Source organism: Streptomyces sp. NPDC055243 (genome assembly GCF_044544025.1).
Taxonomy (GTDB): domain Bacteria; phylum Actinomycetota; class Actinomycetes; order Streptomycetales; family Streptomycetaceae; genus Streptomyces.
The window spans coordinates 1-15026 of the sequence record NZ_JBITWR010000005.1; the positions used below are offsets into that span (position 1 = coordinate 1).

Sequence of the window (15026 nt, forward strand, 5' to 3'; positions counted from 1 at the left end):
GGGGGGGTTGGGGTGGGTCGTCCAACCCCCCCCCCCCCCCCCCCCCGCCGGGGGCGCGGGCCCCCCCCCCCCCCCGGGGGGCGCGGCGGGGGGGCCCCCCCCCCCCGCCCCGCCCCCCCCCCGCCGCACGTAGCGCGATGACCAGAAGGCAACCGTCAGCGCGTGGCGAGCTCGGCGAGCAACTGGGCGGCGGGCTTCGGATGGACGAGCCAGCTCAGATGGCTCCCACCGAGGGTCCCGACGTCGAAGGGGTTGTCGGGCGTGAGCGCGTCGGCCTCGCGGATCATGCGGTCCTGCATGGCCAGCGGGATGCTGACATCGTCGGTCAACCGCACGTAGGACTTGGGGATCCGGCCCCACGTGGCGGCCTGCGTGCGGTCGGCGGACGTGCCGACGTCGAGGTTCTCGTCGGGCTGGAAAGTGCCCAGGAACGTGCGGAACTCGTCATCGCTGAGGTCGGCGGCGAAGGCCTGCTTCATCGCGGCGAGCGTCTCCGGGTCGGCGGTACGGAAGTTGACCCGCAGCAGACCGAGTTCGGCCGGGTTGCCGGCGAGCGCTGCAGCGAACGTACTCGGGTCGACCGTGGCCATCTCCGGCTCGGCGTAGTAGTCGTTGACGTCCAGGTCGACGGGGCACCAGGCAGAGACATAGATGATCCGGTCGATCAGGTCGGGCCGGGCGTTGCCGACCGCGGTGATCGTGGCGCCGCCCCTGCTGTGGCCGACGAGGATGGTCGGCCCGTTCTGCTTCGCCCGCTCCAGGACCTCGATGACGCGGGCGACATTGTCGGCAAGGGTCACCCCCTTGATTCTCCCTGGCTCCGCGGCGAGCGCGCCGAGATCCTGAGGAGCCTGGTAGGCCGCGGGGAAGGTCGCCTCGAACCCGTGCCCCGGAAGATCGAGGGCCACCGAGCGGTGCCCGAGCAGGCCGAGCTCGGCCTGAAGCGGCGCGAACGAGAAGGAGTTGGCGAAGGCACCATGGACAAATACGAATGTCGGCTGATTTTGCATGGACGTAGCCTCCAACGGAACGATCTACAGGACAAGCGCGAAATAGAGACTTTCGTGCCACCTCCAGCCCGTGGTCGCAAAGCAGCGCATCCTTTTCCGGCCCTGTCGCCGAGTGGTGGCGGGAGTTCATTAATCTGAGCCCCATGAACGACGAAACCTGGGACGCCCTGAAGGCGGCCCCGATCGCGGAGATACGGCGACGCGCCGCGATCCTCCACACGATTGTCGATGTCTCGCCGGTGACGGTGGAGGGCGCCGAGCGGTTCGCCTGGAACGACAGCGGCGGGCAGTCGGCCGTGTGGTACTTCACGCCCGACGGCCGGGCGATGCTGCTGACCTTCGATCACGAGACGGATCTGAACCTCTACGCCGAAGGCACCTTCGCCGAGCAGGAGTCGCTCTATCGCGGAGTTCCCGCGGATCTCGTCCAGTTGGTGCGCAACCGCCCTGAGAACTACGAATCCCTGAACCTCACGGAACACGGGACGGACGAGACGATCCACTACGCGGGCGGCGTGTTCTGGTTCGACGGCACACAGTGGCGGGCAGCCGAAGGGTTCCTGGACCACTGCGACCAGGCGGATCTGGACCCCATGAGCGAATCCGGCTTCGACTACTGCCTCGAGGACTATTTGCTCGGCCAGGAGTTCACCGCCGAGTCCTTCATCGCCTATCGGGACGCCGAGGGCTGGTACGACGATCCCGCGGAGAAGGACGCGGCACTCGGCACGGTCCGGGAGGTCTTCGCCCGGCACGGATGAGGTGCACGGACGAGGTGGGGGAGCGCGGCGGCCCGAGGCCTCTGGATCGACACGCCCGCCAGGCGGAGGGCTGTGGCCGCGCTCCCGAAGGGCCGCTGGGACGGCCCGGCGGTCACGGCAGGAGCTCGACGTACCCGTCGGTTCCGTGCACGCGGATCCGCTGCCCGTCCCGGATCAGCCGGGTGGCCTGCTCCACGCCCACGACGGCCGGCAAGCCGTACTCCCGGGCGATCACCGCGCCATGGGTCATCAGACCGCCCACCTCCGTCACCAGGCCCGCGATGCCGACGAACAGCGGCGACCAGCTGGGGTCGGTGAAGGCCGTGACCAGGATGTCGCCCGCTTCGAGATCCGCTTCCGCCATGTCGAGGATGACGCGGGCGCGTCCCTCGATGGTCCCGGCCGACACCGGCACGCCGACCAGGGCCCCGGCCGGCACGTCCGCGCGCCGGTACGACCCGGTGACGGCCTCACCGTCGGAGGTGAGCACCCGGGGCGGTGTGAGCGCCTGGTACGAGCGGAACGCCTCCTTGCGCTGCTGGATGAGCCGGTCATCCACCTGGTTCGAGCGCGCGACGTCGTGGAGTTCGTGGAACGTGAGGTAGAAGATGTCCTCCTTCTCCCGGAGAACCCCTGCCCGCACGAGGCGCTCGGCCTCTTCCAACAGGGCCTGCTTGTAGACGAAGGAGCGGCTGACGATGCCGTACTTCGGGTACTCCCGGTACCCAGCGAAGCCCCGTACCTGGTCGATCATCCGCTTGGCCGCGTCGGCCTTCTGGTCCCCGTCCGGCAGGGCCCGCAAGCGCGACAGCACGTCCTGTTCCTTCTCCCGCGCCTTCCGCCGGCCTTCCTCGAAGCGCCGCTCGGCTGCGCCCGGTTCGAAGATTCTGACGTTGTCGAGGATCACGGGCACGAGCGTGGTGGGGCGCTCGCGCCACCGCGGCCGGGTGATGTCGATCTCGCCGACGCAGCGCATGCCGTACCGGTCGAGATAGGACTCGATGGCGGCGCGCGCCTCGGTCCCGCCCGTGAGCTTCGCCAGCCCGTCCAGGAAGTCCTCGTCCTCGACGCTCTGGAGGAAGGCCACCACCTCCGGATACGGGCGGATCACGTCCGCGACGTCGAGCAGCGCGAGGCCCATCTCCGAGGTGATGTTGTCAGGGGCGGACAGCGTGAGCGTGTCCGCCGCGTTCTTCTCGCCCAGCCACTCCAGCAGCTTGTCGTTGAGCCACCACGTGGCCTCCATCCCCGCCATGATGGCCCGCATGCTCAGCGGATCGCCGAGGACCCGCTTGTGCTCCTCGAAGGCCTCCAGGAGGAAGTCGAACAGCGCCGGTCCGGTCTTCGTCCGGATGTCGCGCCGCAGAGCGGCGACGGACACCTGGCTGCGCTCGATCAGCTCGGTGACGATGGCCGGATCGGCCTCGACCGGGACGGACACACCACTGGCCGATGCACCACTGGCCGACGCGCCACCTCCCGGCGGCCCGCCGGGACCCGCATCCGGCAGCGAGGGGATGAAGTCGTCACGGTCGATGACGGTCTCCAGCGCGTCCCTGACCAGCGGATCGCCCCTTCCCATGAGGTCCAGGAGCCCGGCGCGGCTCGCGGGCTGGGCCAGCCGCTCGATGACGTCGACGAACAGTCGTCCGCCGGCCTCGTGCATCGCCACCATCGCCGTCAGCTGCCACATGGAGAACCCCAGAGGCTTCATGGGGTCGGTCATCATCTGCTGGTGGCCGACGGAGACGTAAACGTGATTCTCCTGGTCGTCGGCCTCCGGGATCGGGAACAGCGTCGTGACGGGACGGCTCTGTACGACCTGGAAGTCCCCCTCGGCCAGACACCATTCGATGTCCTGCGGACGGCCGAAGTGCGCCTCGATCCGCCGGCCGAGCTGTACGAGCCGCACCACCTGCGCGTCCGTCAGCGCCGGCTGTTCCTGCTGCCGTGAGTCGATCACCACTTCCCGCGTACCGCCGGCGGGCACGGCGTGAACGGCACGCTGTTTGGCGGCGATCGTCTTCTCGATGATCGCGCCGTCGCGCACTTTGTAGACGTCCGGGTTCACCAGGCCCGAGACCAGGGCCTCGCCGAGACCGAAGCCGGCGTCCACGGTGGCGACCTTCCGGTTGCCCGTGACGGGGTCGGCCGTGAACAGGATGCCGGACGCATGCGGGAGGACCATCTGCTGCACGACCACGGCCATGTGGACCGTACGGTGGTCGATGCCGTTGCGCCGGCGGTAGGTCACGGCCCGCTCGGTGAACAGCGAGGCCCAGCACCGGCTGATGTGCTGGAGGATCGCCGCCGCTCCCACGACGTTCAGGTACGTGTCCTGCTGGCCGGCGAAGGAGGCCGTCGGCAGGTCCTCCGCCGTCGCGCTGGATCGCACGGCGTACGCGGCTTGCTCGCCGAGCTGCGTGAGCGTGCGGGTGACCGCCGCCGCGAGATCGCCCGGGACGGCGGTCTCCTCGATGGTCCGGCGGATCTGCGCGCTGAGCGTGCGGATCGCCTCCCGGTCGTCCGGGTCCAGGCGCGCCAGCTGATCGAGATGTCCGTCGATCGACGGGGCCTGGGCCATGACCCGACGGAAGGCGTCCGTCGTCACGCAAAAGCCCCCCGGCACGCGGATGCCGTCGATCCGCGACAGCTCGCCCAGGTGCGCGCCCTTGCCGCCGACGACCGCGACCTGCGTGTCGTCGATGTCCTGCAGGTTCAGCACGTACTGCTCGCTCACTGCGATACCTCCGAGGCGGCCGTGCTCCGTCGCACGGCGGTGCCCGATCGGATCACCGGTGCCACCGGCTCTGTCGACAACACACGCACGTCGTGCCCTCATTTCCGCAGGTTGTGGCCTTGGTCGATGATTTTGCGCCACCACCCGGGTCTTGCCGCAAGCCCCCTGGCGGGATATACGTTGAGAGTGCGGGGGAAAGTGATCTCCTTGCCCGGGGCGTGGCCCAGACCGTGGCCCGGATGGCCCGTCGCACCGACCGGATCAAACCCCCGCGCGCCACTAGCATGGCGATATGTCCGTAGACCTGTTCGCGGGAATTCCTGTCAGCGACTACACCGTGGCGGTGGCCTGGTACGAGCGGCTCCTGGGTACGCCGCCGGCCTTCCTGCCCAATGACACCGAGGCGGTGTGGGAGCTCGCCGAACACCGGTACGTCTTCATCGAGGTACGGCCCGAGCACGCCGGGCACGCCCTGCACACCGTCTTCGTGGGGGACTTCGACGCCCGCCTCGCGCAGATCGCCGAGCGGGGCCTGAAACCGGATACGCGCGAGACGTACTCCAACGGCGTCCGCAAGGCGACCTTCCGCGACCCGGACGGCAACGAGATCGGCATCGGCGGCGGCGCGGAGACCTGACCCGCGCGGACGGCTCCCGCCGGCGCAAGGGGCGGCGCGGTCGCGGAGCGGACCGTCAGTTCGCCGGGTTCGCCGACGCCTTGGCGCAGAGGTAGGGACGCGCCAGGAGCAGGCTGGTGCCGGTCAGGGCGATGCCGAAGTAGACCGGCGCGAGGTGGATGAAGTCGGTGTAGTGGATCGAGCCGTGCACCACGACAGCCGGCAGGAACCCGGCGGCCGCCGCCGCGGCCAGGCTCCAGAACACCCATGCCTCACCGCGTCGCCAGCCCCACGCGCTGAGCAGCACGATCGCCACCGCCGCCGACATCAGGGCGCCGCCGAACCCCGCACGGTCGTGGGCCAGGAACGGCACAAGGCGCGGATTGACGGCTTCCAGCGTGTGCGGGTCGGTGCCCAGGAACGTCAGGTCGGTCGGGACGAAGACGTCGGTCAGACCGACCACCGAGATCACCGCCCCGCCGACGAACAGTCCCGCTCCCGTGAGAATCATCAACAGCTGGCCCACCAGCGCCCGTCGGCGCTCCGGCTCCGGCCCCTCGGGCGCCAGACGCCACCGCGCCGCGTGCGGGGTGCGCCGGACTCCCATCACGAACATCGGGAACAGTACGAGGGCGGTCGCGGTGTGCAGGGGTTCCACGAAGCCGGTGGCCAGGAAGTAGAACAAGGTGGGGAAGCCGACCGCCCCCGAGAGGAGATACACCTCGCGGGCCCAGGGCCAGCCGCGCCGGATCCCGCCCACGGCAAGGCCCGTGTAGAGGGCGCCGATCGCCACCATCGTGCCGGCCATGGTGATCCGGTCGTGCTGGAGGAAGTGCACGAGATGGTGGTTGGCGGCGTGCAGTTCGTGCAGCGTCATGCCGAGGTAGTCGCGGTCGTACCAGAGCAGCACCGGCCCCAGCGTGATCGCCGCTGCGCCGAGTCCGGCCCCCGTCATGCCGAGCCCGACGAGCAGCGCCCACCACCAGGCGGGCCAGCGGCGCGGGTCGCGGCCGACGTCCCGCAGCTCCGGTGCGGGCGCGGTGGGTGTGGCTGCCTCGGTGACCCGCGCGAACCAGCCGGGCCCGGCCGCCACCAGGACCTGCGGCCGGGCGAGCACGACAGCGCCCGGCTCTTCGAGCGCGGCTGCCGCGGCGGTGACCGACGGATCGGTCACCTGCCTGATGTGCGGGTCGTCGCTGCTGGTGAACCCGTCGACATGCGGCTTGAGAGCGGCCTCGACCTCCGGGTCGCAGGTGCGGACGACCAGCGGGATCGAGCGGCCCACGGCGGCCTCGCGTACGGCGTGCACGTCCGCCGCCGAGACGGGTGCGACCTCGACGACACCCGCCCCCAGCGGGGGCATGGCGCGGACCGTCTCGCGGGCGAGTGAGGGCGGCACGGATATGCCGAGCCGGACGGCCACGGGCACACCGGCGATCTCACCGGCGAGACGCCGGGGCGGATGGCGGTGGCCGAACCCCCGGGCGATCAACCGCGCACCGGCAGGACGGGAGCCGACCGCGGCCAGCATCCGCAGCGCCGCCCGCTGCGACCGGCGCAGGCCCAGGACGGCGGCGGCCGCGCCACGCAGCGGGTGATAGGTCCAGTCCGGCATCAGCTGCTCCCGCTCCCCGCCGCGGTCACCCGGTCACCGGGCACGGTCCAGCCGAGCACCGGAGCCATGGAACGCAGCGTCACCCGCGCCGGCATCAGCCGGGCGGCCGTGTCGCGCACCAGCACCGCCGGCGGCCACGACAGCTGGCCGAGCGCGCCGAGCCGGGCGGAGCGGCGCGTGATGGCCTGGGTCCGCGGGCGGCGCAGCAGGTCGTACGAGCGCAGCGCGTCGGGCACGTCCGGGGCGCCGTCGAGGCAGTGGGCCAGCGTGACCGCGTCCTCCAGGGCCTGGCACGCGCCCTGGCCCAGGTTCGGGGTCATGGCATGGGCCGCGTCGCCCAGCAACGCCACCCGGCCACGGGCGAAGGTGGGCAGCGGCGGCAGGTCGTACAGGTCGTGGCGGAGCACCGCGTCCTCGGGGACGGAGGCCAGCAGGGCGGGGATGGGATCGGGCCAGGCCCCGAACCGGCGCAGCAGCTCGGCGTGTTCGGACGGGCCGACGGCTGTGCCCGCCGGCAGCGAGGCGGTCGCGAAGCAGTACATCCGCCCGCCCGGCAACGCCGTATGACCGAACCTCTCTCCGCGACCCCAGGTCGCCGCCCCCTCGGCGGGCGGCTCGGCCAGGGGCTCGGTGACCATGCGCCAGGCGGAGTACCCGGCATACCGAGGACCGGCGGCATCGGGCCACAGCGCACCGCGGACCACACTGCGCAATCCGTCCGCGCCGACCACGAGATCGGGCCGCGACGCGCCCCCAGAATGCTCGACGACCACACCCTGGCCGTCGTCGCGGACCGCGCGCACCTCACTGCCCGACCGCAGACGGTCGGCGGGCAACGCCTCGGCGAGCACCCGCAACAGGTCCGCACGGTGCAGGACCACCAGAGGATGACCGAACCGGCGGGCCAGCTCCCCGTTGTCCGTACGGGACAGCCAGCGGCCCCGGCGATCGCGTACCCCACCAGAGGCCTCGACGGCGCCCAGTGCCCGCACGGCGTCGGCCAGTCCGAGCGCCTCAAGGGCGCGCAGCGCGTTGGGCCACAGGGAGATACCGGCACCGATCTCGGTGAACCGCGGGGCGCGCTCCAGCACTTCGACGCGCCATCCGCGCCGGTGCAGGGCGATGGCCGCCGCGAGGCCGCCGATCCCGCCGCCGACGATGGTCGCGGCGCGCTGCGGCATGGTTCCTCGCTCTGGGTTCGGGGGCGCCACCCCCGGTCAAGTGGCTGTCGATCCGGTGCCCGAACGGCCTGCGACATGCGCAAGTCCGGTTGAGCAGCGCCTTATAGCAACATGTCGACACAAGCCTGTCAACGTGATGCGTCGCAGCGGTCCGGCCGGCCCGGGATGGCTTGATCAGGGAGCCTGACCTTGCGGAATGGGCGTGTGCATCGAAGGCACCCTCGGTTCCTACAAGCCGCACTTCTGGGCCGGTGAACGCTGGGAGCACGTCAGGGACTTCGCCGGGCCCGGTCTGCGAACCGCTCTGGACCGGTTCGCGGACGCGCTGTTCTGGGAGGGTCTGGCATGCATGGCGTACCAGACCTTCTGGCACCAGGCAGCCCCTGACCTGGACACCTTGCGAGAGCCGTTCGCCCGGCACGCGGCGGTACCGACCGGCTGGATATGCGACTTCGCGTCGTTCGCCGCGTTCCTCAGGGGGTGGGGCGAGGTGGTGGAAGAGGCTGACCGACGGGGCTGGGGGATGGTCGGGCTGCGCTGCTGGGAAATGGCGGCGACCGCTAGGGCGCGGCCGGACTCGGCTTCCTGCGCTGGACGGCGGCGCCGACCGTCATGACCACGAGAGCGCCCGCGAGCGCGAGCCCGGCGTAGCCGGCCCACTGGGTCCGCTGCGCGGTGCACTGGCCGGGGTAGCTGGAGAAACCCTCGTCCGTCACCTTCGCCTTGGGGGAGATGACGGAGCCGCACTCCAGAGAGAGGCTGCGCTCCATTCCGCTGGGGCGCACGACCGTTTCGTTGAAGTCCACCGGCACCAGCAGCAGGAAGGCCGCTACGGCGACCAGGACCGCTGTCAGTCCTGGCAGCGCCAAGTGCTCGGTTCGCGCACGCTCTTTACGCGCCAGCGCCATCCCTATGTCCGACGGCAACCGGTGCTCGTTCCCAAACGACATGCTGAACCCAATCCCCGTGACCTGCCGGCATAGCCATGATCATGACCTGTGCGCGCAGCGTATCGGCCGCTTCCGACGCCGGGCAGCCACCTGTGGTTCCTCGGTGGCCAGGGTGACCAGCCGTGCCTGCCGGTCGGGCACCGCCTAGGTCGCCTCCCGCTGCCGGGACGCGTACGAGCGGGACTTGTTGCGGTTGCCGCACACCTTCATCGAGCACCAGCGGCGGCTGCGGTTCTTTGACACGTCCCAGAACACCCAGCCGCAGGTGTGCTCCGCGCAGCGCTTGAGCCGGGCGGCGTCCCCGGTCGTGACCAGCTCGCTCCATGCGATCGCCAGCGCGGCCAGTGGTGCACGCTGCGGTGGCAGCCCCGCCGCGGGGATCAGGCGGCCGCCCGCGGTGACCAGCACCGGGTGTTCGGCCAGTACGCGGTCCGCTGCGGCCAGCAGTTTCGGGTCGGGAGTCTCGCCGACATGGGCGCCCAGCTCCTCGCGGATGCCCGCGCGAAGGGTCAGGTAGCGCGTGTGGACCTCGGTGGGGATCTCGCCGGGCGCGTCGAGCAGGCCGCTGCCCTTCAGCCAGCCGGACAGGCCGACCGGGGTGGCGATCTCGTCGCTCGCCTCTTCCACGTCGACCGTGTTGGCGAATGCCTCCACCAGGACGGCTGAGACCGGCGGTTCCAGCATGGCGCGTCACCTCCCGCGGGTTTCCGCCATTCTACCGTCTAACCGTTTTACCGGTTGCGGCCGACGGGAGGTGTGCGCCAAGGTGATCTCACCGGCTAAAGCGTTAGCCAGTTAGGGGGATGGGCATGGCCACGACGGTGCATGAACGGACGGAAGCCGCAGCGAGCGGCGGCGCGTTGGCGCTGGAGGGGAGCTCGCCACCGGACCCCGGTCGTCGCAACACCGCTGTCCTGGTCGGCTTCACCGCAGCGACCAACCTCGCCGACGGCGTGATGAAGATGGCCCTCCCGCTGCTCGCCGCCCAACTCACCGGATCTCCCGCCCAGGTCACCGCCGTCTCGCTCACCCTCACATTGCCCTGGCTGTTCGTCGCCCTGCACGTCGGCGTGCTCGTCGACCGGTTCGACCGGCGGCGGCTGCTCTGGGGAGCCAGTGCCATGCGGCTGGCCGCCATGGGCTGGCTCACCCTCTCCGCCGTGACCGACGGCATCACGCTCGGCCGGCTCTTCGCCGCCGGAGTGATTCTCGGCGTCGCCGACGTACTGGCCTCGACCTCCGGCTCCGCGCTGGTCCCGGCCGCGGTGCCGGAGGCAGGGCGGGAGCGCGCCAACACCTGGATGGTGGGGGCCGAGACCGTGGGGCAGGAATTCGCCGGGCCTTTCGTCGGCGGGCTGCTGCTGGCCGCCGGAACAGGCCTGGCGCTGGGCGTGATCAGTGTGTCCTACGCGGTCGCCGCCCTCGCCCTGCTCCTGCTGGTGGGGTCCTTCCGGCCCGGCAGGCCCGCCCCGGACGCGGCTCGTGTCTCGGTCAACAGCCGCATCGCCGAAGGGCTGCGCTTCCTGTGGCGGGACCGGCTGCTGCGCACGCTGTCCGTGGTCGTCGCCGTGCTCTCCGCCGTCTGGGGCGCCTGGCTGGCACTCATGCCGCTCTACGCCAAGCAGGTCATGGAGCTCGGGCCGCAGCAGTACGGCATCCTGCTCAGTGCCCTCGGGATCGGAGGTCTGGCCGGCACGGTGGCCGTGACCTGGGTGAACCGGCTGCTCGGCGCGCGCCGGGCGATGTTCGCCGATCTGATCGGCACCATCGCGATGGTGGCGCTGCCCGCCCTGACCACCAACATCTGGGCCGTGGCGGCCGGTGCCTTCGTCGGCGGCATGGGCGGCACGCTCTGGTCGGTCAACGCCCGCACCATCACCCAGCGCATGGTCCCCGACGGGATGCTCGGCCGCTACGGCGCGGCGGCCCGCCTCTTCAATTTCGGTGCCATGCCGCTGGGCGCGGCCCTGGTGGGCCTGCTGGCCGAACTGGGCGGCATGCGGCTGGCCTTCGGGGTGTTCGCGGTGGCTACCGCGGCCACGCCGGTGCTGTTCCTCAAGAACGTCACCCGGTCTGCCCTGCGGCCCCGTTAGGTGCATCGGGCGGCCGTGAGGGGGCAGCCGTGGGTGGCGCAATGCCGGGACGCCCCTGAACGATCCCGTAGGGGCTGGACCTCAACCGGCCCGGAGGCACCCCGAGTCGAGAAGCCGCGTCGCATCCCCGCCGCGAGCCGTCCCGGCCGGTCGACGACGCCCGCTCAGCCGATGGGCTGGGGCAGAGGGACCACCTGGTAGGCGAGCCGGATCGTGTTGCCGGTGGCGGGATCGCCCAGCTCCACGCGCCAGCCCTCGGCGAACTGGTCCACGCCCTCGGCCATGGGGATCGTGCCCGAGATCAGAACGGTGCCGGGCGTCAGGCCGCCGCGTTCGCGCAGTACGCCGGCCCAGTAGGCGGGAGTGAGCAGTTCGGCGAGGGTGCCGTGCTGGATCTCGGTCTCCCGGCCGTCTTCGGCGGTGACCCACGCGCGCAGGGTCAGCTCGTCGATGCGCCCCTCGACATCGGCCAGGAGCCAGGCCTGGCGGGCCAGGACATCGGGTGCCGCGTTCTTGCTCCAGGCCACGCCGTGCACCTCGAGGTCGCGGTCGGTGTGGTCGCAGGCGGCCGTGAGGAGCAGCTCGCCGCCGTCCGCCACGACCAGGGCCCACTCGGCCTCGCCCGACGTGCGGGCGTGCGGGGCGGCGACCCGGTCGGTCTGCTGGGCCAGGTAGGGGGAGACGGGGTACAGGGCCGGGGTCACCGACGGCGCGGGCACCCCGAGCTGGGCGAGTTCGGCGACGTGCGCGGCGACGTCGGCCTGTTGGCGCCCGGCGTATCCGGCGTTGAGCACCTGTACGACGTCGACGTCACGGGTGGAGCCGTCGGGGAGTTCGAAGGTCAGCACGGTCATGGGGCACTCCAGGAGAGGGGGCGGGTCTCGACACGGTCAACTTCCGGCGAGGGGGTTGCGCATACGACCTGTATACAAGAAGTATGCCGGAAGGTCGATGTCCAGGTCGATGTCCCTCGACGCAAGGATCGGGAAGCATGCAGCACACCCCTCAGGGCCCACCGGCGGTTTCGCCGGACCGCTCCGGCGTCCGCCGGGCCTTCTTCGCCAGCCTCACCGGGACCGCTCTGGAGTGGTACGACTTCGCGGTCTACTCCGCCGCCGCGGCACTCGTCTTCGGTGATCTCTTCTTCCCCTCGGAAGATCCCCTCACCGGCACCCTGCTGGCCTTCTCCACCTACGCCGTCGGCTATGTCTCACGCCCGCTGGGCGGCTTCGTCTTCGGCCGCCTCGGCGACGTGATCGGCCGCAAGAAGGTCCTCATCGCCACCCTGGTCCTCATCGGCGCGGCCACGTTCCTCATCGGGATCCTGCCCACACACGCCACCGCGGGCGTCACCGCCCCCATCGCCCTGGTCGTGCTGCGGTTCGCCCAGGGCGTCGGGGTCGGCGGCGAATGGGGCGGCGCGGTCCTGCTCTCCAGCGAGTTCGGCGACCCGCGCCGCCGCGGCTTCTACGCCTCCGCCGCACAGATCGGACCGCCCGCGGGAAACCTCCTGGCCAACGGCGTACTGGCCGCCCTGGGCGTGCTCCTGACCGAGGAGCAGTTCCTCTCCTGGGGCTGGCGCGTGGCCTTCCTGCTGTCGGGCGTCCTGGTCGCCTTCGGCCTGTGGATCCGGGCGAAGCTGGAGGAGACCCCGGTCTTCAAGGCCATGGAAGCCGAGGAGTCCCGGCCCGAAGCCCCCATCCGCGCAGTCTTCACCACCCAGCCCCGCGCCCTGTGCGCCGCGATCCTCAGCCGGGTCGCCCCCGACGTGCTCTACGCGATGTTCACCGTGTTCGTCCTCACCTACGCCACCGACGAACTGGGCATGACACGCGGCTCCGCTCTGACGGCCGTCCTGCTCGGCTCCTTCCTGCAGATCTTCCTCATCCCTCTGGCCGGCGCCCTCTCCGACCGGGTCAACCGCCGCCTGCTGTACGGCTGTTCCGCCCTCGCCGCGGGAGCCTGGCCGTTCGTGTTCTTCCTCGTGGTCGACGGCGACAGCTGGATCCTGCTGGTGTGCGGCGTCGTGGTGGCCCTGGCCATCCACTCCTTCATGTACGGCCCGCAGGCGGCCTTCGTCGCCGAACAGTTCTCGCCCCGCCTGCGCTACACCGGGTCCTCGCTCGCCTACACTCTCGCGGGCCTCATCGGCGGAGCGATCGCCCCGCTGCTGTTCACCGCCCTGCTCAGCTCCTACGACAGCTGGATCCCGCTGGCGCTCTACCTCGCCGCCGCGGCGGCCGTGACGCTCATCGGGCTCTGCCTGGGCCGCGACGCCGCCCACGCCGAGAAGGAGGACGCACAGCTCGCGGGGGTGGACACACCGCAGACCGTGCCCGCCGCCCGTGTCCCGTGACCGTGCCCGCCGCCGCTCCCTGACCTCCGAGACCTCCGCCCTTCCCACCCCTCCCGACGCCGAAAGGCGGCCCACCGTGCGCATCGCACTGAGCCAGCTCACCACCGGACCCGAGCCCAGCAAGAACCTCGCCCTCATCGAGGAATGGACCCGACGCGCAGCCGACGCCGGCGCGGACATCGTCGTCTTCCCCGAAGCGTCGATGGCCTGCTTCGGCACCCCTCTGGCGCCGCTCGCCGAGCCCCTGGACGGCCCCTGGGCCACCGGGGTCCGCGCCATCGCCGAGACGGCGGGCATCACCGTCGTGGCGGGCATGTTCACCCCCGCCTCCGGCGGCCGGGTGGCCAACACCCTGCTGGCCACCGGGCGCGGCACCGAAGCCACGTACGACAAGATCCATCTCTATGACGCGTTCGGCTACGCGGAGTCCGACACCGTCGCCGCCGGATCGCAGGTCGTCACCATCGACGTGGACGGCGTCCGCCTGGGCCTTGCCACCTGCTACGACGTGCGCTTCCCGGAGCTGTTCCGCGCCCACGCCGACGCCGGGGCCACCGCGACCCTGCTGGCCGCGTCCTGGGGCGCGGGCCCCGGCAAGGTCGATCAGTGGGAGCTGCTGGTGAGGGCCCGGGCCCTGGACGCCACGCTGTGGGTCGCGGCCGTCGGTCAGGCCGACCCGGCCACCGGCGGCATCGAGCCGGTGGGCGCGGCGCCCACCGGAGTGGGGCACAGCATGCTCGTCGGCCCCGACGGGACGGTGCGCCACCGCCTGGGCGCCGAACCGGAACTCATCGTGACCGAGGTGGACGCCGACGAGGTCGCGGCGGTCCGCAAGAAGATCCCGGTGCTGGCCAACCGCCGACTGGGGGAGCCGGGCTGAGCAGTCCGGCCCCGCAACTGCCTCTCCCCGCCGGGCCGGTGGGCTCTCGCCAGGGCCCCCGGCCCGGCGGCGCGCCGCTGTAACCCCTCCACCGCACCCGGCTATCCGGCCAGCAACACCTTCAGCGTCGACTCCAGATGACTGTCGATCGCCGCGCACGCGGCCTGCGCGTCACCGGCCGCGAGCGCGTCCACGATCGCCTGGTGCTCGTCGAGCACCGCGTCCTGCCGACCCTGCTGGTTGTACAGGGCCACGACACCGGCCCGCACCTGACGGCTGCGCAGCCCCTCGTAGTGCCGGTCCAGCAGCGCATTGCCCACGGCCGACACGAGCGACGAGTGGAACAGATGATCCACATCGATGAACTCCTTGGCCTGCTCGGGGCCGCTCAGCACGCGCTGTTGCTCCAGGAACTCGCCCAACTCCCGCACCGGGGCCCGCCCCGTGTCGATGACGTGCTGCGCCGCGAACCGCTCGACGATCCCGCGCAGCTGCATCAGCTCGGTGATCTCACGCCCAGACAGCGGCGCCACCCGCGCACCGCGCTTGGGCACCAACTCGACCAGATCCTCGGCGGCCAGCAGGAGCAGCGCCTCGCGGATCGGCGTGCGCGAGACACCGATCCGATCGGCGATGTCCTGCTCGGAGAGGAACTCCCCTTGCATCGCGGGGTCCGTCAGCACCGTGTCCTTGAGGTACGCGTACGCCTTCTCCCGACCCGATGCCACCACTACCCCCAGAGATCGCATACACCTTGTATACGGAAGTTACCACGTGGTCCCCCATCCAGCCGCGCCCCAAACAGAAGTACGCGGTCTCCCGCC

13 protein-coding genes are annotated in these 15026 nt (G+C 71.2%); 5 read left to right on the forward strand and 8 right to left on the reverse strand.

Going from position 1 to position 15026, the window contains the following annotated elements; all coding sequences use genetic code 11:
• Positions 1-155 precede the first annotated feature (155 nt).
• Positions 156-1010, reverse strand: a complete 855-nt coding sequence (locus tag ACIGXX_RS15885; protein ID WP_351166359.1) for an alpha/beta fold hydrolase — start codon at positions 1008-1010, stop codon at positions 156-158.
• A gap of 143 nt (positions 1011-1153) precedes the next feature.
• Between ACIGXX_RS15885 and ACIGXX_RS15890 the strand changes: the two genes are divergently transcribed.
• Positions 1154-1771, forward strand: a complete 618-nt coding sequence (locus tag ACIGXX_RS15890; protein ID WP_399976031.1) for a hypothetical protein — start codon at positions 1154-1156, stop codon at positions 1769-1771.
• 112 nt (positions 1772-1883) lie between these two features.
• Here ACIGXX_RS15890 and rph read toward each other — a convergent pair whose 3' ends face one another.
• Positions 1884-4511, reverse strand: coding sequence for a rifamycin-inactivating phosphotransferase (gene rph, locus ACIGXX_RS15895; RefSeq protein WP_399976034.1), 2628 nt, complete (start codon positions 4509-4511; stop codon positions 1884-1886).
• A 292-nt stretch (positions 4512-4803) separates the two neighbouring features.
• Between rph and ACIGXX_RS15900 the strand changes: the two genes are divergently transcribed.
• Positions 4804-5148 (forward strand): VOC family protein, encoded by a 345-nt coding sequence (locus tag ACIGXX_RS15900; protein ID WP_351166365.1) that lies wholly within the window; start codon positions 4804-4806, stop codon positions 5146-5148.
• 55 nt (positions 5149-5203) lie between these two features.
• On the opposite strand, the gene ACIGXX_RS15905 is transcribed toward ACIGXX_RS15900, so the two are convergent.
• The 4 genes from ACIGXX_RS15905 to ACIGXX_RS15920 all read right to left on the reverse strand — a co-directional run bounded on the left by ACIGXX_RS15905 (position 5204) and on the right by ACIGXX_RS15920 (position 9557).
• Positions 5204-6742 carry a hypothetical protein gene (locus ACIGXX_RS15905; RefSeq protein ID WP_399976038.1) on the reverse strand — a complete coding sequence of 513 codons (1539 nt, stop codon included), beginning with the start codon at positions 6740-6742 and terminating at the stop codon, positions 5204-5206.
• Positions 6742-7923 (reverse strand): FAD-dependent monooxygenase, encoded by a 1182-nt coding sequence (locus ACIGXX_RS15910; protein WP_399976041.1) that lies wholly within the window; start codon positions 7921-7923, stop codon positions 6742-6744. Before ACIGXX_RS15910 ends, ACIGXX_RS15905 begins: the two co-directional genes overlap by 1 nt.
• Before the next feature lie 560 nt (positions 7924-8483).
• Positions 8484-8873 carry a hypothetical protein gene (locus tag ACIGXX_RS15915; protein ID WP_361468890.1) on the reverse strand — a complete coding sequence of 130 codons (390 nt, stop codon included), beginning with the start codon at positions 8871-8873 and terminating at the stop codon, positions 8484-8486.
• Positions 8874-9017: 144 nt separating this feature from the next.
• Positions 9018-9557 (reverse strand): CGNR zinc finger domain-containing protein, encoded by a 540-nt coding sequence (locus ACIGXX_RS15920; RefSeq protein ID WP_351166375.1) that lies wholly within the window; start codon positions 9555-9557, stop codon positions 9018-9020.
• A gap of 125 nt (positions 9558-9682) precedes the next feature.
• Here ACIGXX_RS15920 and ACIGXX_RS15925 point away from each other — a divergent pair, with 125 nt between their 5' ends.
• The gene (locus tag ACIGXX_RS15925; protein ID WP_399976045.1) at positions 9683-10966 is read left to right on the forward strand and encodes an MFS transporter; all 1284 of its coding nucleotides are present in this window, start codon (positions 9683-9685) and stop codon (positions 10964-10966) included.
• A 164-nt stretch (positions 10967-11130) separates the two neighbouring features.
• Here ACIGXX_RS15925 and ACIGXX_RS15930 read toward each other — a convergent pair whose 3' ends face one another.
• Positions 11131-11820, reverse strand: coding sequence for a DUF2848 domain-containing protein (locus ACIGXX_RS15930; protein ID WP_351166379.1), 690 nt, complete (start codon positions 11818-11820; stop codon positions 11131-11133).
• 137 nt (positions 11821-11957) lie between these two features.
• Here ACIGXX_RS15930 and ACIGXX_RS15935 point away from each other — a divergent pair, with 137 nt between their 5' ends.
• Both ACIGXX_RS15935 and ACIGXX_RS15940 read left to right on the forward strand, forming a co-directional pair.
• Complete coding sequence (locus ACIGXX_RS15935) at positions 11958-13322, forward strand: MFS transporter (RefSeq protein WP_399976050.1); 1365 nt, start codon at positions 11958-11960, stop codon at positions 13320-13322.
• 76 nt (positions 13323-13398) lie between these two features.
• Positions 13399-14202 carry a carbon-nitrogen hydrolase family protein gene (locus ACIGXX_RS15940; protein ID WP_399976053.1) on the forward strand — a complete coding sequence of 268 codons (804 nt, stop codon included), beginning with the start codon at positions 13399-13401 and terminating at the stop codon, positions 14200-14202.
• A gap of 101 nt (positions 14203-14303) precedes the next feature.
• On the opposite strand, the gene ACIGXX_RS15945 is transcribed toward ACIGXX_RS15940, so the two are convergent.
• Complete coding sequence (locus ACIGXX_RS15945) at positions 14304-14930, reverse strand: GntR family transcriptional regulator (RefSeq protein ID WP_361468934.1); 627 nt, start codon at positions 14928-14930, stop codon at positions 14304-14306.
• Positions 14931-15026 lie beyond the last annotated feature (96 nt).